We start from the raw sequence: 19,109 nt of genomic DNA on the forward strand, positions 1-19,109 counted from the left end.
GTCGTGCTTAGGGTTTCTTGCGGTTCAGGGGGACGGCCTTGAAGGCTTCGGCAGCCGATTTCACGGCCCGCTCGATCGGAATGCGCTCGATCGAGGACGCGCCGACAAAGCCGATGCAATCGGTGGACCTGTAGACTTCTTCGGTGTCCTGCGGTTCGGCTATCGCGCCGCCATGGGCAAGAAGGATGACGTCGCCGCGGACAGTGCGCGCCGCGTTGTTGATCCGGTTAATCCGTTCGATCGCCTCGCCGATCGCCTGACCCTCGTCATGGCCGACCAGTCCGCCACGTGTGGCGCCGACATGAGGAACGATGCAGTCCGCGCCTGCTTTGGCCATGTCCGCCGCGTCGTTCGCTGAGGCGACATAGGCCATTGAGAAAATGTCCTTCTTCCGCGCCGTGGCGATCATCTCGACTTCGCGCGCGAAGCCAAGGCCTACGCGGCCACGGCGGTCGCGCCACTTGTCGCCCATCGTCGAAATCGTCGGGTAGTTGATCACGCCGGAGTAGCCAGCGGCCCAAAACTTGTCGAGAAGCCTGTCGAGATCGAGCCGGACCGGGTCCCACGCTTCAACGCCACCAATCACCGGAACGTCGGAGATGACATTGCGGATCTCGTCGGCCATTTCTATGGTCCGCGCGTTCGAATCCCCAATCCGGCTGGTCGGCAGGCCCATGAGCCGCGAGAGGCCCGTGCTGTAGACGACAAGCATGTCCGCACCGCCAAGCGCGGCACATTTGGCGACAAGGCCGCAGCTGCTACCGGCAGCCAGGATCGCGGCGCCTTTTACGGACTGCTCGGCGATCCGGGCCAGGATTTCGTTGCGGTCAAACATTCTCATCGGCGGTCTCCGTATCAATGTGGTCAAGTACCCATTCGACCGCGGCACTTGCGAATTCGGGATCGTTGATGTGGCAATTGAGTTCCCGGACGGGGATGTTCCCGGGAAGCGCGGCGCGCAGGCCTGAGAGCCATGCGCGGTTCGCCTCGGGGTCGTGAAACGGCCCGCCTTCGCGGTCGTAATCCGATACACCTTTCGAGGGCCACAGGACTTGCGCGGGTCCTCTCGACGCCGACAGCTTTTGCGCCGTAAGACGTCCGATCGCGTTCGTCTCTTCAGGCGTCGTGCGCAGCAGGGTCGTATACGGTGTGTGCGCGTACAGCCTGCGCTCGGCGAACTCGGGCGGCACCGAGGAGAGGACACCGAAGTTTACCATGTCCACGGCGCCGGGAGCGATCAATTGCGGAATCCCGCACCGCCCGGCTGCAGTCAGCCGATCCGGTCCGGCGCTGGCGGTGCCGCCCAGGAGCTCGTCGGCCAGCTCGGTCGTGGTGAGATCTATTACGGCATCGAATTCACCCGCGTCGACCAGCGATTCCATCTTTCGACCGCCAGCGCCATTCGCCGGAAAAACGATCGCCTCCATCTTCTTGTCCCCAAGAAGCCGGACGCATGCATTGGCCGCGGGGGTCGTCACGCCAAACGACGTGATGGCTACGATCTTTCGCCGTGATTTCGCTTTGGGAAGGTAATGCATGGCGGCGATTGCCCGCGCCGCGTTTTCAAGCACCCGCGAAGTGAACCCGTTCACGCCGAAGAGATCGACCAGCGTGGGATAGAGCAGGACATCCAGCTTCCCGGCCAGTTCGGCAAGCAGGGCCGGGCGTGCGCTGGAGACTAGCAGCTTGGGAAAACCGTATGGCAGGTCGGCGACGACTTCGCCGAACACGCCGCTCCCCTTGCCGCCGCCGATGCCAATCACGGCGGAGACCTTGCCGGTCTCGAAAAGTCCGTTCACCGACTTGCGGGCCTCGCGCGCGATTCCCGCAAGCAGAACCGCCGGATCATTGGACCGGAACCTTCCGTCCTTTGAGGTGCCCACATCGACGAATAAGACGCTGCGTCCCGCGCCCCTGACGATGTCGGCCACGAACGAAGCCTCGACTTGCTTCGTGTCCATCGTCGCGACAATGGCCACGGAGTTATCAACGGTTGTCTCTGCGATCACGATGTTCCGTACCTTCCTGCAGGGGATGGAGGGGACGTCGAACCTTGAGCTCCCATGTCTTCGCCCTCCAAGGCACCGCTCTTGCTTTGTTGCCCAGGACTAGTAAACGCTTCGGGCAGGCTGGATAATCGGCTGCCGAAGGAGAGATGGGTAAATATGGGTAGGTGGGTAATCGTAGACCGACCGATCTGGACCGATGCCCCGAGCGCCGATGACGCCTACGTGTTTGCGCCGAGCCTTCGCGCCTTGCCCGCTGGGTTTCCCCTTGTAATCGCGACGCTTCCCGTTTGCGACTGGAATGGCGAGTTGCTGCGCGGCCTCAACGAGATCGAGCCCGTTGCAGGCGCTCGTTGCTACGCAGCGATCTTGATGATCGACCCGTTCGCGCTTTGGGAGGACGTCGCGGATGCTCTGACGGAGAAAGGTTTCTGCGGCGTGGTGAACCTTCCGCCAGCCTCTCTCATACAAACCAGCTCGGAGGCGGGGGCCGAAGACCATCTGAATTCAATTGAGCTGGAGCGCATGAGATGGTTCGCGGAGAATGGCTTGGGCTTAGCTCTGACATCGACTAATCGAGACGCAGCCGCGGCAGGGAACCTGTTCGAGAAACAGCCGGAAGCCATGCTCTATCTACCGGCGACGGCCCTTTCCTGTCCGATAGCGCCGATCACGTCGCTTGTGCGTCTGGGCGAAACGGGTAGTGAACTGCCTGTTTGGTCGCTGCCGGCGCCCTCGCTCGCCAAGGCTGAGACGTCATTCTAGGATGCGGTGCTTCTTGATCTTGTTGTATAAGGTTTTGCGGGTAATGCCGAGCGCGGCGGCAGCTTTGCCGCGGTGAAGCTTGTTCCGGCGCAAGGCGTCGATGATCCATTCTCTCTCCGAAAGGGTAGTGGTCGCTTTGGTTGCCGGTTTGGCTCCAAGGACCGGAAGGACCCGTTCCGCCGTGATCGACGTGTTCGAGGGCAAGGTGGCCAGCTGTTCGACGACATGGCGAAGCTCCCTGACATTGCCTGGCCAGGCATGGCTGGCCAGCGCCAAAAAGGCGGAGTTTTCGATCGTCAGCGCCTTTGCATCCGCATCGCCCTTGGTCTCCACTGTGAAATGATGGATGAGCGCAGGAAGGTCTTCCAGACGGTCCCGCATGGGAGGAAGGATAATTTCCAGTCCGGCGAAGACGCTTCTCAATCGTGGCGATAGGGGCAGCGCTTCCAGGCTTGCTCCGGCCGGCACGGTGCAGGTGGCGATGATCTTTGCTTCCGATCGCGTCGCAACCGCGCCGTTTACGGCGCTGAAGGTGCCGCGCTCCAGATAATCGGCAAGCTGCTCCTGGCCGTCTTCAGAAAGTGTGTTGAGGTGAAGAATGACCAGGGAGGTCTCCGTTGACATCTCCAGCAGCGACAGCCGGCGCCGTGCGTCCTTTTCCGCTTCCATGCCGAAGAGCGCCATCTCGTTCTGGTTGCCGGGCGCCTTGCGGCAGGGGAAGGTAACCGGCTTGCGGTGCTTTCTCGCGCCGAAGGCATGCACCAGGGACGCGACGCGACGCTTCCCCGTGCCCGGTTCGCCGACGATCAGAACCGGGTTCGTGCCCGTCGAAAGACGCTTTGCCGCGTCAAGCGCCTGATTCATCAACGCCGATTGCGCGATCACGCCATGGCGGTAGCCGTTCAGCTGGAGCTGCCGCTCCATAAGATCGACCTTTTCCCGCAGAACGTTGATGGTCTTGAACCCCGAGGTCATCTCCAGCACCGACATTTCGAGCGGCACCCGGTCGAGGGAAGAACCGCCTATGAACCCCTGCGTTCCTGTCTCGCGGCAGACGTCCATCAACTCCTGGGGCTTCGTGATCGGGCCGCCTCCGAGCAGACAGACGACATTCCTGTTGATACCGTGAGCCGCCCGGGCGATGTCTCCCGTTCGGGCGGCGAGTTCCGCCAGGCCGATGGACGACGACGACACGGCAGTTTCAGCAGGGTTGAGATTAAAATTCATGCAGATCGCGCCCACGCCCGCTTCGACCATTCGGCGGGCCTCAGCCTGCGTGCGGGTGTAGGCGATCGTCATCAGCCCCCGCGCCGCGGCGTTGATGAGTAGTTCGACCTCGCGCGCATATCCGAGGCCGCAGCCCTCGAGAATCGACCTGCGCGCCTCGTCCACATGGATCACGGACGGAAAATTCGTGATCCCTGCAAACCCCCATCGGGTGATGTTGTCGAGGAAGCGATCGAGGTCGAGCCGAGGGTCGAACGTACAGGCGCCGAAGAACACCGGGAGTTTTGTGCTCCTGAGGATTTCGGAGCGGGCGAAACCGGCAACGAATTCGTTGCTGTTGCGGATGGGAAAGATCGACGCCGGAGACGACCCCCCCATCGCACGGAACCGGCCGGCGTTGAGCGCTAGCACGAAGTCCGCCCCCGCGCGCTCGGCGGCCCGCGCTGTCATGCCGGAGCCGATCGCGGCTCCCAGGATAAATGAACGCGAGTTGCCGAGGATTTGCTTGAAGTCCGTTATCTCAGGCTTTCCCATTGGAATGCCGCGATCCTAGCACGTTTGCGGATCCAATGTTCAATTCCAGCTCCCGGGCGCCTCCAGCCTCGTCAGTGCCTTCCCTTCGGGGTCGAAGAGGTGACAGTCGGCAGCGGAGACGGCGAGCGATACCCGCCCGGCGTTGCCGGCGGGAAAGTGGTGGTTGGGCGATCGGGCGACGACATGGTCGCCGAGAGCGGTCCCATAGAGATATGTCGCACTTCCCAGATGTTCAACGAAGTCGACGTCGATCTCGATGACGAGCTCGCCCGGCATGCCGGTTGGCGCCACGAAATCGTCGGGGCGGATGCCGAGTGTCAGCGCGCGGCCGCCTTTCGACGATGTCGTCTGTATCGGCAGCCAACGGGACATCTTATCGCTCAAGGTAATCTCGGTCCTTGCCTGGTCGGAGCCTTTCTCCTTGCAGGGCAGAAAGTTCATTCTTGGCGACCCTATGAAACCCGCCACGAACTTTGAGGCGGGCCGATGGTAGAGATCGTGCGGCGACCCGACCTGTTCTATGCGCCCGTCCTTTAGGATCACGATCTTGTCGGCCATGGTCATCGCCTCGACCTGATCATGCGTCACATAAATCATGGTGTTGCCCAGCTGCTTATGAAGCTTGGCTATCTGCACTCGCATCTGGACACGCAGCTCGGTATCCAGATTGGATAGCGGCTCGTCGAACAGGAACACCTTGGGCTCTCGGACGATTGCCCTTCCGATCGCCACGCGCTGACGTTGTCCGCCGGACAGCTGCCTTGGTTTTCGGTCGAGAAGGTGCTCGATCTGGAGCAGTGCGGCGGCGGCTTGGACGCGGTCGGCGATCTCGTCCTTCTTCATCTTTGCCATCTTAAGCGGGAACGCGAGATTGTTGCGGACGGACAGATGCGGGTAGAGCGCATAGGACTGGAAGACCATGCCTAGATTGCGGTCCGCGGCATCAATCTTGTTTACCACCTTGTCGTCGATCCTGAGCGTTCCACCGGTGATCTTCTCCAGTCCGCCGATCATGCGCAGCAATGTCGACTTGCCGGATCCGGAGGGACCCACAAAAACCACGAACTCGCCATGCCGAATGTCGAGGTCGATATCGCGCAGGATCTCAAGGTTGCCATAGGCCTTCCTGATCCCTTCGAGGCGAACCTCAGCCATGATTTCCTCCCAAGGTGCCGGCGCGCATCAGCGCTTCAAAAATATTTGTTTCAGGCTCGATACGGTAAAATCCGGCGCCAGCAGCGACGGATCGTCGATCGGCGGAACGCCCGTGGTCACCAGGACTGAGCATAGCCCGGCGCGTTTCCCGGCCTGTATGTCGGTTGGTATCTGGTCGCCGATCATCAGCGTCGAGGCTCGATCTGTGCCGAGCTGCGATAGTGCAGCTTCGATCATGTGCACTTCCGGCTTTCCCACGATGATGGGCTTCACACGTGCGGCAGCCGAGACTGCGGTCAGACAGGCACCTGCCCCGGGCTCGAAACCGGTCTGGGTGGGCAGCAGGAGGTCCGGATTGGTTCCAATCAGCACCGCGCCTTTGAGGATCGCGTCGACTGCGATCGTGAGCTTCTCGTACGTGATTTCCCGGTCGAGCCCCATGACCACGACGCACGGTTGCTTGTCGGTGATCTCGAGCTCCGCATCGGTGATGGCCTTCTTCAGCGAAGGCGCTCCGATGACATAGGTCCGCGTCCCCGCGGGATAGGTTTGCCGGATCATCTTCGCGGCGGTGACTGCGGATGTGACGACGTTCTCCTCCCCCGCCTCCAGGCCAAAGCCGCGCAGCTTCGAGACGACGTCGCCGGCCGTGTGGGTCGAGTTGTTGGTGACGAAGCAGAATGGGATCCGCTCGGCCTGCCAGGCCTTGAATGCCTCGACAGCATCTTCGATCGCATTCTTGCCACGATAGACGACGCCGTCGAGGTCGGAGACGATCCCCGTTATGCGCGGCCACGCAAGCGTTGAAACCATATCAGCCATTCATCAACATCCCGCCGTTTACATGAACGATCTGACCGGTAATGTAGGCGGCCGCGGGGCTCGCCAGGAACACCGCCAGTCCGGCGACGTCTTCCGGCGATCCGACCCGTCCCAGCGGGATGCGACCCGCATGCCTTGCTTCGGTCTCCTCCTTTGGGCGGCCATGCATGGGCGTATCAATTATGCCCGGCGCGACGGCATTCACGTTGACGCCCATGGGTGCGCATTCATAGGCGAGAAGTTTTGTGAGATCGTGGACTACGGCCTTGGAGAAACAGTAGTCGGCTCCGCCTGCCTGATAGTTGAATACGGCGCCCTGCGACGACAGGGATGATCCGATGTTGACGATGCGTCCGCCGCCGTCACGAAGAAATCGTTGCACGACCGACTTGGAGCAGAGGAGCACCGCGTCAGAATTAATCAGCATCGTGCGGTCGATCTTGGCCTTGTCGCCGCAAAGAAGCGACTCCGCCGATTTGATCCCGGCGTTGTTGACGAGAACATCCAGTCGTCCGAAGCGCTCGGCGACGATGTCGAGGACGCGGACGATGTCCTGTTCGCTCGTCACGTCCATGGCGAGCGTGAGCGGTTGGCCGTTGGCTTCAACCATGCCGTAGGTCCGGGTGAGCGCCTCACTGCTCGCATCGGTCGCCACGACATTGGCACCGCTCGCCAGAAAGGCGTTGACGATGGCGGCACCGATACCGCCGCCCGCGCCGGTGACGAGAACCGTCTTGCCGGACATCGTGAAAATTGGTGATGTCATCGTATCTCCAGTAATGTTCTGTGGTTCAGGAACTCGTCGACAGCTGCGGCGGTGGGCATTGACGGCTGTGCGCCCCTTCTCGTGACGCAGAGCGCCGCAACGGCCATGGCCTGGCGGACCGCTTCGCGGACAGGCACATTCCTGGCGAGCGCTGCCGCGAACCCTCCGTTGAAAGCATCGCCTGCCGCCGTGGCATCCACCACGACCACAGGGAACGAAGGAAGGAGAAAGCTTTCCTCGCCGTTCGAATAGAACGCCCCGCGCTCTCCCAGGGTAATGAGGGCTGCCCTGGCCCCCAGTTCGAGTAGAATCGTCGCAGCTCGGGCTGCGCTCTGTGGATCGACGACTTCCACTCCTGTGAGTTCGAAGGTCTCTGACTCGTTGGGGGTGACGAAATCGACCTGGGACCAGGCCTTGCGAGAGAGCCCGGTGCGCACGGGGGCCGGATTGAAGATAAGGCGAAAGCCGAGCCTGGGCTTCAGCGCGAAAAGCCGCTCCAGCGCATTCACGGGGAGGCCCATTTCGGCGACCACGATGGACCTGGGCTCTATGTGATGCGCGACTTCGTCGATCACGGCCGCGGTGACATTCGCGTTTGCGCCAGGATCGATGATGATCATGTTGCTACCGTCGTCTGCCACCATGACGAGCGCTGACCCCGAGGCCTCGCCCGACGCGATCTGGACCGCCTCGGTCAGGACCCCGGCGTCTGACAGGGCGCGCATTAAGACGTCTCCCGCCTCATCATCGCCGAGGCGCGTGAAGAACTTTGGCCGCATGCCAAGCTTCGCCGCGGCCACGGCTTGATTGGCACCCTTGCCTCCGGGGTGACGGACAAGAGAGCCGATCAAGCTTTCACCTATCGTGGGTAGCCGTTCCACATTGAAGCACAAGTCGAGATTCGTGGTGCCAAAGAAGATCAGGGGGCAAGGGTTCATTTAACAGCTCCGAAGGTCAGCCCGCGCTCAAGATGGCGCTGTCCTATGACGATCAGGATAACCGGCACGATCATGGTAACGACCAGCCCGGCGGCCATGACGGGATAGAATTGGATACCGGGATTGAGGAGTTTCAGCAGCGCGACGGTGACAGGCGCCTTGGTTGAACTCAGCATCAGTCCGAGCGCGAAGTTGTGCCAGGCAAGGAGGAATACCAGCAGGGACGCGCCGATGAGGCCGGGCTTCAGCAACGGAAGGACTATGTGCAGGACGACACGAAACGGTTTCGCGCCGTCGATTGCCGCAGCCTCCTCGATGTCTTTCGGGATGTCCTCGACATAGGATCGTGTCAGCCAGACGATCATCGGCAGCGTCACGACCTGGTAGACCCAGATCATGCCTATATAGGTGTCATAAAGGCCCAGGGACTGAAACAAGCTAAAGAGCGGGATCACCACCAAGAGAACGGGAGCGAAGCGAAACCCAAGGATGAAGAACGCGATGTCTTCCTTGTAGGGGATGTCGCGTCTGGCCAATACATAGCCGGCAGGGACTCCCGCGATCAGCGAAACCACAACTGCGCCGAGGGCGATGACGACGCTGTTTATCACGGGTTTGAGGAAGTCGACCTTGATGGTTCCATAGCTCGTGGCGCCCGCCTGGGCCGCATCGAACAGGACGCGGAAATTGTCCATTGTGGGAGTGAAGACGAAGCTCGGAGGCCAGGCCATGACGTCGCTCTGCTGCTTCAACGCCATCATGACGATCCACACGAGCGGAAATGCGAGCACGGCGACGCAGATCAGAACCATTGCGTTGAGCACGATCCTGGTCGTGAGGGAGCGCGTGAAATCCATGGGTCTGGCTCCTATTGCACGCGGCGGCGAACCGCCCGCCAGAGTTTCACGGTAAAGAACGCGCCGATCAACACGATGAGCCAGTTGACGACCATCAAGGCCGCGCCGCGGCCGAATGTAAGGTTCTGAAAAGCCGTGATGTAGGCTTGCACGGAAAGCGCCGAGGTCGAGTTTCCCGGACCGCCCTGCGTGGTTCCGAAGATGATGTCAAACTGGTTCAGGGACTCGATAAGCCGAAAGATCGCGGCGATCAGGATGTGGGGCGCGACCAGCGGCAGCTCGATGTTGACAAATGTGGCCCATGCCTTCCCGCCGTTGATGCGGGCGGCCTCGCGAATATCGTCCGTGATGCCCTGGAGCCCTGCGAAGATGATGAGCGCGAAGAATGGGGTGTAGGTCCAGACATCAATCATTATCACCGAAAGCAGTGCGGTCCTGGTATCCGAAATCCAGGCGAAAGGCGCCAGCCCGATCAGGGACAAAAGATAGTTCATGATGCCGCTCTGCGGGTTCATCATCGTCGTCCACATCAACGCGACACTCATGGGTGGAAGGACGAGGGGAAGTAGGATGACCGGACGCAAAGCCCTGGCCATGAACACGCCGGAGGCGAACAGTTTCGCGACTGCTAGGCCCAGCAGAGCCTCCATCACGACCGACGAGAGCGCGTAAGTTACGGTGACGCGAACACTGTTCCAGAAATCAGCCGTCCTGCCGAGCGCTATAAAGTTGGCGAAGCCGACGAACTTAGCGATCGGCCTGCCCAGGCGAAGGTCAGTCAGAGATTGGTAGACACCATAGAAGAACAGAAGAAGGAAGCCGAACAGGATAAGGACGGCAGGAAGAATGATTGCAAGGCTGAACCAGTCGATGGAACGCCCCTCCAGCGAATCCGAACCGGACGAAGCGCACGCGCCAGGTCCTTCGGCTGCCACCGGCACGATGGGTTTAAGTGCTTGGGATGACACGGCGTGGTCTCCGTCGTTGGCGGGAACAGGGCAGTGCAATAATACTGCCCTGTTCCTTTTGATCAGAGACCAGCGCGGATTTCTTCGGCAAGCGCCCTCAACGTTGTCTCGACGTCATCGCCGTTTACCATCTTCTGCATCGCCACAGCCCATGCGTTCATAGCTTCGCCGAAGCCGACACGCGGTGTGAAAGCCAGCGCGGCGTGGTCCTGTGTCTTTTTGAAGCTGTCAACGAAATTGTTGAACTCGGGCTGCGAAGCGTACTTAGTCCAGGTCTCGTCCTGCCAGGTCGACGTGCGCGGCGGATTGACGAGCTGGCCGGCAACGGCACCCTTGAGGGCCACCTGCTTGGAGGTGGCCCACTGCATGAACAGCCAGGCCGCGCCCTTCTTTTCGGAAGCCGCGTTCATGGCGAGAGCCCAGATCCAGATGTTGGAATCGAAGCTCGTGGCGTTCGGTGCGCGAAGCGGCGGAGCGAAGGCGATCTTGCCGGATGCCGGCTTTCCCGCAACATCGTTCCAGAAGCCGAACATGTTTGAGTCGATCGCCATCGCGGTGCGGCCAGACGAGATGCCGTCCACGACCTGGTACCAGTTATCATTGGCGAAGGAAGGAGCCGCGCACTTTTTGATCATGTCCACGTAATCCTTGTGGAACGCGATCGATTCCGGCGAATCCAGTCCCGTGTCGAGCTTGCCGTCCTTGACGACGAAATCGTGGACACCGTAAGAGCGGGCGATCGAGACTGCGGCGGTGTGGATACTGCTCCAGAAACGCACGCCTCGGACGCCCAACGGCGTGATGGAAGGATCGGCGGCTTTGAGTTCTTCGCACGCGTTTGCCATTTCCGGCGGAGTCGTCGGAACCGCGATGTTGTATTTGTCCAAGATATCCTTGCGGTAGAACAGCTGGATGTTCTCAAATGCGTGCGGGATTGCCCAGATTTGGCCACCATCCCCCGTTGCGACTTGGCCATCTTCCAGCTTCCAGGTAAGCGCCGAGCGTAGGCTCGGGAAGAAGTCGTTGAAGTCATATCCAGCATCGGTAAGCTTCGGATCGCCGAGGTATTTGTCCAGCGGCTCCAGAGCGCCACTCGGAGCGAGGTCCCACGCGGGCTGAATGCCAGTGCCGAACACATCCCATGCTGGCGACTTCGTCGTCAGTTGGATCGTCATCTTGCTCCAGTAGGAGTCGTCCGGGTACAGTTCCGGCGTGACCTTGATGCCGGTCAGCTTCTCAAACTCGGGAAGTTGCGCGGCCAGAGCATCGGCATACGGGTGGATGTCGTAGGCCCAAGTTATGCTGGTCCCTTCGAATTGGCGCCAGTTCATGGTTTCGGCAGCGGCCGAATTGGAGAGCGATGCCGAGACGGCAAAAAACGCTGAAGTCAAAAGCAAGCTGTTTGCGTAGCGACGGGCACCTGTAAAGAGTACGGCGAATGAGCGACCCATGTAATCCTCCCTGGGGCATTTTGCCAATTTCTGGGTCCACTCCTCCATCCCGAGTTCGCCCAAAGCCACCATAAGCGATTTCCAAATACCTCGCTCTGAATGCACCAGGCGAACTGGGTAAAAACGGGTAACCGGAATCTAAAGGTGTTGCAGTATCCCCATCAGGAATACTGCCTCCGTGGTGCTGGTCTTTGCCCGCGCCCTTCCGTGCGATCGGGACGCTGCCCGGTGACGACAACTACCAGCAGGCCGTAGGGAGGTACCCCATTGCCGCCGTTCATTCTTGCGGATCGGCGCGTAATAAACTGTCATTGAGGCTCGCGAAGTGGGTGTGCTCCTGAGCAAGACCTAGGCTTTTCGACCATCGCAAAGCTCGCCGGTTGGTCAAACGAGACGATGCGATCGTAGTTGAGAGCTATACTCAGATTGAAGCAGATGCGCGATCATTGGCCCGAAGGAGCCCTTGGTATGCAAATGGTCAAACGGGAGAAGCAAACTCAACACGAAAGCTGCCAAGGCATAGAGGCCGCGCCAGCGGATCGCTCCCTTCCGGTTCTACCTCACATTGCGGCGCGACAGGTCGTGCGAACTGTTCGCCGATCACAGTTGCGAGAAATCGTCCCGCTATCGGACACGACCATTTATGAAATGGAACAACGAGGCGAGTTCCCACGACGGTTCAATCTGACCCCCCGCTGCGTCGTTTGGGACCTGGGAGAAGTCGAAGCCTGGATTCAGGAACGGCGGAACGCGTCCTCTGCCGGTTCAATCGAACTGGCCCCAGGACCAGACGTGCGGTCACGGAAGAGAAGGCCCGTCAAATCGGATCGAGGATGACGGCTGCCCCGGAAATCGGCTGCAGTGTGGGTGCGTGTTTATTGCCAGCCGCCCACGCTTCAATCATGTCGGCCCATTCCTGCAGCATGTGGCGCCGCTGCGGTTCGTATTCAGCCTTGTTATAGACGCCCCGGGAGGAGCGACTGTCTTCGTGGGCAAGGCATTTTTCGATCCAATCGCGATTGAATCCGATCTCGTTTAGGAGCGTGGACCCGGTCCGCCGTAGATCGTGCACGGTAAAGGGAGCTAGCGGCAGATTTTGTTGTTTTGCGCGTTCCACAATCGCCATCGTAATCCGATTGAAGGTCGCGCGCGACATGGGTTCGTCGGCGTCGTAGCGAGATGGAAGCACGTATCGAGAGTTCGCGGCGCAAGTCTTAAGCGCAATCATGATGTCGAGGGATTGGCGGGACAGGTAGACGTTATGTGGCTTCTTCCGTTTCATTCGCTCTTTGGGAATGCTCCATAGCGCGTTCTCGAAGTCAACCTCATCCCACGTCGCGTCCAGAAGCTCACTTTTCCGAACCATCGTGAGCAGGATCAGCTTTACGCCCAGCCGAATGGTCGACAACGTCGGCACATTTTCCAACTCTTTCAGCATGAGTCGAATTTCTGCGGGTGACAACGCCCGGTCTTTCGCCTCGAAGGTGGCTATGGAAGCTGGCCCTACCTCGTCCGCCGGATTGGCGATCTTCTCGCCGTGCAGAATGGCATAACCATAGACCTGCTTAACGATATCCCGGACATGAATGGCCGTTGCCGGTGCGCCACGGTCCCTCACCTTTGCGCACAGCGCCCGCAAATCGTCCGATGTTATTTCTGCGAGGACCCTTTTGTCCCAAATCGGCAAGATGTCGCGATCAAAGACGGCTTTGCGCATCGAGCGCGTGCTGTCCGCCATCTTCGCCTCTTTAAACCATCTTCTGCCAGCATCGCCGAACGTGGCCGTCCCAGACAGGCGCCGCTTGTCACGCTGCTTTTCCTGGGCTGGCGATTTTCCGGCTGCAACCATTTTTCGTGCGGCAAGACAGCGGTCACGCGCCTCTGCAAGCGAGATGCCTCCCTCCCCATAGCGGCCAAGCGTCACTGTCTCTCGCCGACCATTTACTCGGTAGTCGTATCGGAATGATATCTGCCCTGTGGGAGCCACGGTCGCGTACATACCGTCACGATCAGTGACTTTGTATATTTTATCTTTTGGTTTCAGCTTCTTAAGTGCGATATCTGTGAGCATAGGAGGAGACGGACGGGCGCATCTAGGATTGTGAAACGCCTAATTTTACCGTCATTCGTTTTACCGTCAAGGCTCTGCGAGAGCCCATTGGATTCAATGCCTTACCTCGAAAGATGCCAACATGCTTGAGTCCGGCGCACTGACGGCATCAGTCTGCAGCGAAGATGACGCGAAAAGGAATGCCGTCAGATATACCGTCAAATGATTCCGCTTAGGGGCGATAGTCAGCGATAGACCTAGAGAGAAAAGAAGATAAGATTCAGAGGTTTAATGAAGTTTCTTCGATAGTCGCCGAATGCTGGCGAACGACCGACCTTTATTCCCACTCAATTGTCCCGGGCGGTTTCGACGTTACGTCATACACCACTCGGTTGATGCCCTTGACCTCGTTGATGATGCGGGTGGCAGCGGCGGCGAGGAAGTTCATGTCGTAGTGGTAGAAATCGGCCGTCATGCCGTCGACGGAGGTCACGGCGCGCAGCGCGCAGACGAATTCATAGGTCCGGCCGTCGCCCATCACGCCCACCGTCTGCACCGGCAGCAGCACGGCGAAGGCCTGCCAGATGGCGTCGTAGAGGCCGGCTTTGCGGATCTCGTCGAGATAGATGGCGTCGGCCTCGCGCAGGATCTCCAGTTTTTCGCGCGTGATGCCGCCCGGGCAACGGATGGCAAGGCCGGGGCCGGGGAAAGGATGTCGGCCGATGAAGCTTTCGGGCAGGCCGAGCTCCTTGCCGAGCGCCCTCACCTCGTCCTTGAACAGTTCGCGCAGCGGCTCGACCAGCTTCATGTTCATGCGCTCGGGCAGGCCGCCGACATTGTGGTGCGACTTGATCGTCACCGACGGGCCGCCGGAGAAGGAGACGCTTTCGATGACGTCGGGATAAAGCGTGCCCTGGGCCAGGAAATCGGCGCCGCCGAGCTTCTTCGCCTCTTCCTCGAACACCTCGATGAACAGCCGGCCGATGGTCTTGCGCTTCTTTTCAGGATCGGCCTCGCCTTCCAGCGCCGAGATGAAGCGGTCGGAGGCGTCGACCAGGATCAGCGGCAGGTTGTAGTGCTGGCGGAACATCTCCACCACGCCCTTGGCCTCGTCCTTGCGCATCAGCCCGTGGTCGACGAGGATGCAGGTCAGCTGGTCGCCGACCGCCTCGTGGATCAAAAGTGCGGCGACCGAGGAGTCGACGCCGCCCGAGAGCGCGCAGATGACCTTGTCCTTGCCGACCTGCTTGCGGATCAATTCCACAGCGTGCTCGCGATAGGCGCGCATCGTCCAGTCGCCTTCGATGCCGGCGATGTTGTGGACGAAGTTCCTGAGCAGCCTGGCGCCATCCGGCGTGTGCACCACTTCCGGGTGGAACATGATGCCGTACATCTTGCGCTCGATATCGCCGAAAATGGCGAAGGGCGAGCTTTCCGACTTGCCGAGCACTTTGAAGCCCGGCGGCAGTTCGATGACGCGGTCGCCATGGCTCATCCACACCTGGTGGCGCTGGCCGGGCGCCCACAGGCCTTCGAACAGCGGGCTCTCCTTCTCGATCTCGACGAAGGCGCGGCCGAACTCGCGATGATTGGAGCTTTCGGCGACGCCGCCCATCTGCACGCAGAGCGCCATCTGGCCGTAGCAGATGCCGAGCACCGGCACGCCGGCGTCGAAGACGACCTGCGGCGCGCGCGGGCTGCCGATATCAGTGGTGGAGGCCGGGCCGCCCGACAGGATCACCGCTTTCGGCTTGATGCGCTTGAAGGCCGCTTCGGCCGATTGGAACGGCACGATCTCGGAAAAGACGCCGGCCTCGCGGATGCGGCGGGCGATGAGCTGCGTGAACTGGCTGCCGAAATCGACAATCAGAACGGTGTCGGGATGATTGGCTGTCGTCGTCATGGCGAGCCTTTAGAGAAAGAAACGAGTCGGCGCAATGGGTTGCGCGCGGTCGCGCCGTTCACTTCGATGCTGGTGCTTCTCCCGATGCATCGCCCTGCCCGGCGTCAAGTGAGCGCAAGGCGTCCATCAGCGCCGCGAACCGCTGCTCGCCGATGCGATCGATATAGCCGCGTTCGATCTGAAGCTTGATGCGATCGCCGTCGCGCAAGGCATCCAGGCCTTTGCGCGTATAGCGCACGAGCTTGCCGCGCCCGTCCCGTGGATCGGGCAATCGCTCCAGCACGCCTTCCGCCTCCAGCCCGTCGAGCAATTGCTGAACCGCTTGCTTGGAGGTCGCCGCGCGCTCGATCAATGCCGACTGGCGCGTGCCGTTGCGCGGAATGTGTCCAAGCAGCCCGGCGCGCGCTTCGCTGAACCAGGCGTGGCCAGCGGCCCGCATGGCAGCGGCAAATTCCGCCTGCCAGGCACGGCTCGCCTGCCACAGCCGCCAACCGACGTGATCGGGCAGCCCGTCGGTTTTTTCGTCAAGCTCCTTGACCATTTAATTCGAACTCCATATGGTCAAGATACTTGACGATATTCTTGGCGTCGAGGCCATTCGAGAAACGCAAACCCGCGGACAGGAACAATGACGATACTGAACAGGGACGCGCTGGCCATTATCATGGTCGGAACCACGCATGTCATCGACATGAGCGGCAAGAACGCCTTCATCCACTATGAAACCAACGATCGGGCGCACATGCTCCTGCCGGATGGCACGCGCTTTCACGGGACCTGGACGCTGCTTGACGACGGCTACAAGGTCGAATGGAAAAACGGCCCCGCCGGCGCGTGGAAACTCGATCATACACCGGGGGCAATCGACTATATCGATGCGACAGGCGCCCCTCGTGGACGCATTTCACGCATCGATTTCGGTGATCCGCAACGCCTTGCTGCCTGATCCAATCGGCAGTCAGCCATCAAGCAGGCCGCCGCCGATCGCCTGTTCCAGCAAGGCGACGGCCGCGGCGAGCTTCTCGTCGATGACGTGCAGATATTCCGTCCAGTCGTTGACGTGCCTGAGATCGGCCGCGCCGTCCGAAATGCCGCGGAGCCCAATCAGCGGCAAACCGAACAGCTGGCAGGCACGCAGGCAGGCAAAGGTCTCCATGTCGACCATGTCGGCATCGATGGCGTCATAGGCAACGCCGGAGACGATCGCGCCGCCGGTCGAGAGCGTGGCGGTCTTGATGCCTGGAATGACGAAGGGCAGCGGCACCGACACCGGCAGTTCGAGGAAAGGCGTCGCGCCCTTCTCGAAGCCGAGCGGCGAAGCATCCATGTCGCGATAGCTCACCGACACGGCCTGGTAGATCTCGGTCTGTTCCAGCCTGCGGCTGCCGGCCGAGCCCAGCGAGACGACCAGGTCCGGAAGCGCGCCTTCAGCCTTCAACGCCGCGAGCTCGGCGCCCAGCCTGACCCCGGCCTCGACCGGGCCGACCCCGGTCATCAGCGGCGTGAACAGGTTTTTCAGATGCGGGCCGTATTCGGCCTCGACCGCCATGATGAAGAGAACGGATTTTTGCGACAGGCGTGACACTTCGACAGTCATGAAGCTTTATCCCTATTTGCTACGACGACAAGAAAGCGACAATGTGCCCTCGCCGCCTGCCGGCCCTTCGCTATGGCTCCTGGCGTTCGTCGCTCGAAAAGCCAATGGGGGCTTTTCGTCCGCTGCGCGGACCGCTCCTCACCCCTCTATCCCGTCGCGGCCGACCACCGTCATCATCGTGCCGGTCATGGTGGCGATCAGCTTGGCCTCGCCGTCGGCGGCGAAGGCGTAGGCCTGGCCGTCGGCGACGATGATGGTGCGGCCGGGTTTGGTCACGGAGCCGCGGAACAGGAACCGCTCGCCCCTGCCCGGCGCGAGCAGGTTCACCTTGAACTCGATGGTCAGCACGCCGGAATTCTCCGGCATCAGCGAAAAGGCCGCGTAACCGCAGGCGGAGTCCAACGCGGTGGAGATGACGCCGGCATGCAGGAACCCGTGCTGCTGGGTCAGCGAGGCGGAATACGGCATCTCGATCTCGATGATGCCGGGCGTCACCAGCGTCAGCTCGGCGCCGATCGTCGCCATCGCCTCCTGGCGGGCAAAGGACGCCCTGACGCGTTCCTCGAAATCCGGAGCGGGTACGATCTTGGCTGCCGCCATGGCGCTTTTGCCTCACATTGCTGGCGAAGTTTATTGCAGAGCCAGGCAAGACAGGCAATCTTTTATGCTGCAGCGCAGCAAAAGCCGGCTGTCTTCAAGAGGCAGTCCTGCGCAAAGCGTGGAGATAGAACCCGTCCGTGCCGCTGAGCGCCGGCGACAGCGAGATACCGCCGGCATCGGCAATACGCGCGGCCTCTTCATGGCCCGGGAAGCGGCTGTCCCACAGCTGGCGGTGATCGACCGGCGCGAAGCCTCCATGGCGCGCGCGGAACGCGGCGACCTGCTCGCCGTTCTCGGCGTCGAACACCGAACAGGTGATGTAGACCAGCAGGCCGCCCGGCTTGACGAAGGCTTGCGCGGTGTCGAGGATCGCCTGCTGCTCTGCCTTGCGGGCATCGAGCTGCCTTTCCGTCAATCGCCATTTGGCGTCGGGCCGGCGCCGCCAGGTGCCGCTGCCGGTGCAGGGCGCGTCGATCAGCACGATGTCCATATGGTTGGCGAGCGGCGCAAGCTCCGCGGGCTTGCTGACGACCTGGACGTTGCGGTTGTGCGAGCGGCGGATGCGCTCGAAGATCGGCGCCAGCCGGACCTTCTCCGCGTCATGGGCGAAGAGTTGGCCGCGATTGTCCATCTCGGCCGATAGCGCCAGCGTCTTGCCGCCGGCGCCGGCGCAATAGTCGAGCACCTGCATGCCGGGCGCGGCACCGGCAAGCGCGGCGGCAAGCTGCGAGCCCTCGTCCTGCACTTCGAACCAGCCTTTCTGGAAGGCAGGCTCGGCCTGCACGTTCGGATGCCTGCCGTCGCCGTCGATCGGCGGGATGCGGATGCCATGCGGCGCGATTGCCGTAGGCGCGGCACCCGTGCCCTGGAGCTCGGCCAGCACCTTGACGCGATCGGCCTGGAGCGTGTTGACCCTGAGATCCAGCGGCGGGCGCTGCGCCAGGGCGGCGCCTTCCTTGACCCAGGCGTCGCCATAGGCTTGCTCGAGCAGCGGCGCGCACCAGTCCGGGACATCGGCTCGGACAGCATCGGGGGCCTCGCCAAGCCTGCGCTCGGCAGCCGCTTTCAATTCGGACGCGCTGAGCAGCGGCGGCGCGAATTTGTCGCCGTCGAGCGCGTCGTTGAGCGACTGCGCCGTCTGGCCCCATTCCAACAGAAGCGCGCCGAAGCCGATGGCGCGCGGCGTGTCCTCGCCGAACAGCCAACCGGCTGAGCGTCTGCGGCGCAGCGCATCATAAACGATGTTGCCGATCGCCGCGCGGTCGCCGCCGCCGGCGAAGCGATGCGACAGGCCCCAGTCGCGCAGCGCGTCGGCCACCGGCCGGTGGCGCCGGCCGATGTCTTCAAGAACCTCTATGGCCGCCGCCAGCCTTCCGCCCAGTCGCATCCTGTTTTCCGTAGCTGTTACAATTCGGTTCCAGCCCGCTCATAAAGCCTTTCCGGCCAGGATTGAAACAGTTCCGTTCGGCT

19 protein-coding genes are annotated in these 19,109 nt (G+C 61.3%); 3 read left to right on the forward strand and 16 right to left on the reverse strand.

Annotated features, from left to right (window positions below; all coding sequences use genetic code 11):
- Nucleotides 1–7: 7 nt before the first annotated feature.
- Complete coding sequence (locus FJ419_RS11985; RefSeq protein WP_064994677.1) at nt 8–841, reverse strand: phosphoenolpyruvate hydrolase family protein; 834 nt, start codon at nt 839–841, stop codon at nt 8–10.
- Complete coding sequence (locus tag FJ419_RS11990) at nt 828–1,979, reverse strand: Tm-1-like ATP-binding domain-containing protein (protein ID WP_245322047.1); 1,152 nt, start codon at nt 1,977–1,979, stop codon at nt 828–830. Before FJ419_RS11990 ends, FJ419_RS11985 begins: the two co-directional genes overlap by 14 nt.
- 336 nt (nt 1,980–2,315) lie before the next feature.
- Between FJ419_RS11990 and FJ419_RS11995 the strand changes: the two genes are divergently transcribed.
- Entirely contained in the window at nt 2,316–2,771 is a 456-nt protein-coding gene (locus FJ419_RS11995; RefSeq protein WP_140692109.1) for a hypothetical protein, read from the forward strand.
- Here FJ419_RS11995 and FJ419_RS12000 read toward each other — a convergent pair.
- The 8 genes from FJ419_RS12000 to FJ419_RS12035 form a co-directional block, all read right to left on the reverse strand.
- Nucleotides 2,763–4,532: a phosphoenolpyruvate hydrolase family protein gene (locus FJ419_RS12000; protein ID WP_064994676.1), complete on the reverse strand. Its 1,770-nt coding sequence runs from the start codon at nt 4,530–4,532 to the stop codon at nt 2,763–2,765. The genes FJ419_RS11995 and FJ419_RS12000 overlap by 9 nt on opposite strands.
- Nucleotides 4,533–4,571: 39 nt before the next feature.
- Entirely contained in the window at nt 4,572–5,687 is a 1,116-nt protein-coding gene (ugpC, locus tag FJ419_RS12005; protein WP_064994675.1) for a sn-glycerol-3-phosphate ABC transporter ATP-binding protein UgpC, read from the reverse strand.
- Between the two features lie 27 nt (nt 5,688–5,714).
- Complete coding sequence (locus FJ419_RS12010) at nt 5,715–6,509, reverse strand: HAD-IIA family hydrolase (protein ID WP_064994674.1); 795 nt, start codon at nt 6,507–6,509, stop codon at nt 5,715–5,717.
- A complete protein-coding gene (locus tag FJ419_RS12015; protein ID WP_064994673.1) occupies nt 6,502–7,275 on the reverse strand; it encodes a glucose 1-dehydrogenase in 774 nt (257 codons plus the stop codon). The genes FJ419_RS12010 and FJ419_RS12015 overlap by 8 nt, the downstream gene beginning before the upstream one ends.
- The gene (locus tag FJ419_RS12020) at nt 7,272–8,213 is read right to left on the reverse strand and encodes a ribokinase (RefSeq protein WP_064994672.1); all 942 of its coding nucleotides are present in this window, start codon (nt 8,211–8,213) and stop codon (nt 7,272–7,274) included. The genes FJ419_RS12015 and FJ419_RS12020 overlap by 4 nt, the downstream gene beginning before the upstream one ends.
- A complete protein-coding gene (locus FJ419_RS12025; RefSeq protein ID WP_064994671.1) occupies nt 8,210–9,070 on the reverse strand; it encodes a carbohydrate ABC transporter permease in 861 nt (286 codons plus the stop codon). Before FJ419_RS12025 ends, FJ419_RS12020 begins: the two co-directional genes overlap by 4 nt.
- An 11-nt stretch (nt 9,071–9,081) precedes the next feature.
- Nucleotides 9,082–10,038: a sugar ABC transporter permease gene (locus FJ419_RS12030; RefSeq protein WP_084016024.1), complete on the reverse strand. Its 957-nt coding sequence runs from the start codon at nt 10,036–10,038 to the stop codon at nt 9,082–9,084.
- A gap of 62 nt (nt 10,039–10,100) precedes the next feature.
- The gene (locus tag FJ419_RS12035) at nt 10,101–11,489 is read right to left on the reverse strand and encodes a sugar ABC transporter substrate-binding protein (protein WP_084016022.1); all 1,389 of its coding nucleotides are present in this window, start codon (nt 11,487–11,489) and stop codon (nt 10,101–10,103) included.
- Between the two features lie 582 nt (nt 11,490–12,071).
- On the opposite strand from FJ419_RS12035, the gene FJ419_RS12040 reads away from it, so the two are divergent.
- Nucleotides 12,072–12,326: an AlpA family phage regulatory protein gene (locus FJ419_RS12040; protein WP_084016063.1), complete on the forward strand. Its 255-nt coding sequence runs from the start codon at nt 12,072–12,074 to the stop codon at nt 12,324–12,326.
- Here the strand turns inward: FJ419_RS12040 and FJ419_RS12045 are convergent.
- The 3 genes from FJ419_RS12045 to FJ419_RS12055 all read right to left on the reverse strand — a co-directional run bounded on the left by FJ419_RS12045 (nt 12,307) and on the right by FJ419_RS12055 (nt 15,983).
- Nucleotides 12,307–13,560, reverse strand: a complete 1,254-nt coding sequence (locus tag FJ419_RS12045) for a tyrosine-type recombinase/integrase (protein WP_064994668.1) — start codon at nt 13,558–13,560, stop codon at nt 12,307–12,309. The genes FJ419_RS12040 and FJ419_RS12045 overlap by 20 nt on opposite strands.
- 316 nt (nt 13,561–13,876) lie before the next feature.
- Nucleotides 13,877–15,442, reverse strand: a complete 1,566-nt coding sequence (gene guaA / locus FJ419_RS12050; protein WP_140692123.1) for a glutamine-hydrolyzing GMP synthase — start codon at nt 15,440–15,442, stop codon at nt 13,877–13,879.
- 58 nt (nt 15,443–15,500) lie between these two features.
- Entirely contained in the window at nt 15,501–15,983 is a 483-nt protein-coding gene (locus FJ419_RS12055; RefSeq protein ID WP_140692131.1) for a MarR family winged helix-turn-helix transcriptional regulator, read from the reverse strand.
- 87 nt (nt 15,984–16,070) lie between these two features.
- On the opposite strand from FJ419_RS12055, the gene FJ419_RS12060 reads away from it, so the two are divergent.
- Nucleotides 16,071–16,388, forward strand: a complete 318-nt coding sequence (locus FJ419_RS12060; protein ID WP_140692135.1) for a hypothetical protein — start codon at nt 16,071–16,073, stop codon at nt 16,386–16,388.
- 12 nt (nt 16,389–16,400) lie between these two features.
- Here the strand turns inward: FJ419_RS12060 and FJ419_RS12065 are convergent, their stop codons facing one another.
- The 3 genes from FJ419_RS12065 to FJ419_RS12075 form a co-directional block, all read right to left on the reverse strand.
- Entirely contained in the window at nt 16,401–17,039 is a 639-nt protein-coding gene (locus FJ419_RS12065) for a 5'-methylthioadenosine/S-adenosylhomocysteine nucleosidase (RefSeq protein WP_140692138.1), read from the reverse strand.
- A gap of 138 nt (nt 17,040–17,177) precedes the next feature.
- On the reverse strand, nt 17,178–17,639 hold the full coding sequence (locus FJ419_RS12070) for a PaaI family thioesterase (RefSeq protein ID WP_140635058.1): 462 nt from the start codon (nt 17,637–17,639) through the stop codon (nt 17,178–17,180).
- A gap of 94 nt (nt 17,640–17,733) precedes the next feature.
- Nucleotides 17,734–19,026, reverse strand: coding sequence for an RsmB/NOP family class I SAM-dependent RNA methyltransferase (locus FJ419_RS12075; RefSeq protein ID WP_140692141.1), 1,293 nt, complete (start codon nt 19,024–19,026; stop codon nt 17,734–17,736).
- Nucleotides 19,027–19,109: the final 83 nt, after the last annotated feature.

This window comes from Mesorhizobium sp. B2-6-2 (genome assembly GCF_006440615.1).
In the GTDB taxonomy this organism is placed as follows: domain Bacteria; phylum Pseudomonadota; class Alphaproteobacteria; order Rhizobiales; family Rhizobiaceae; genus Mesorhizobium.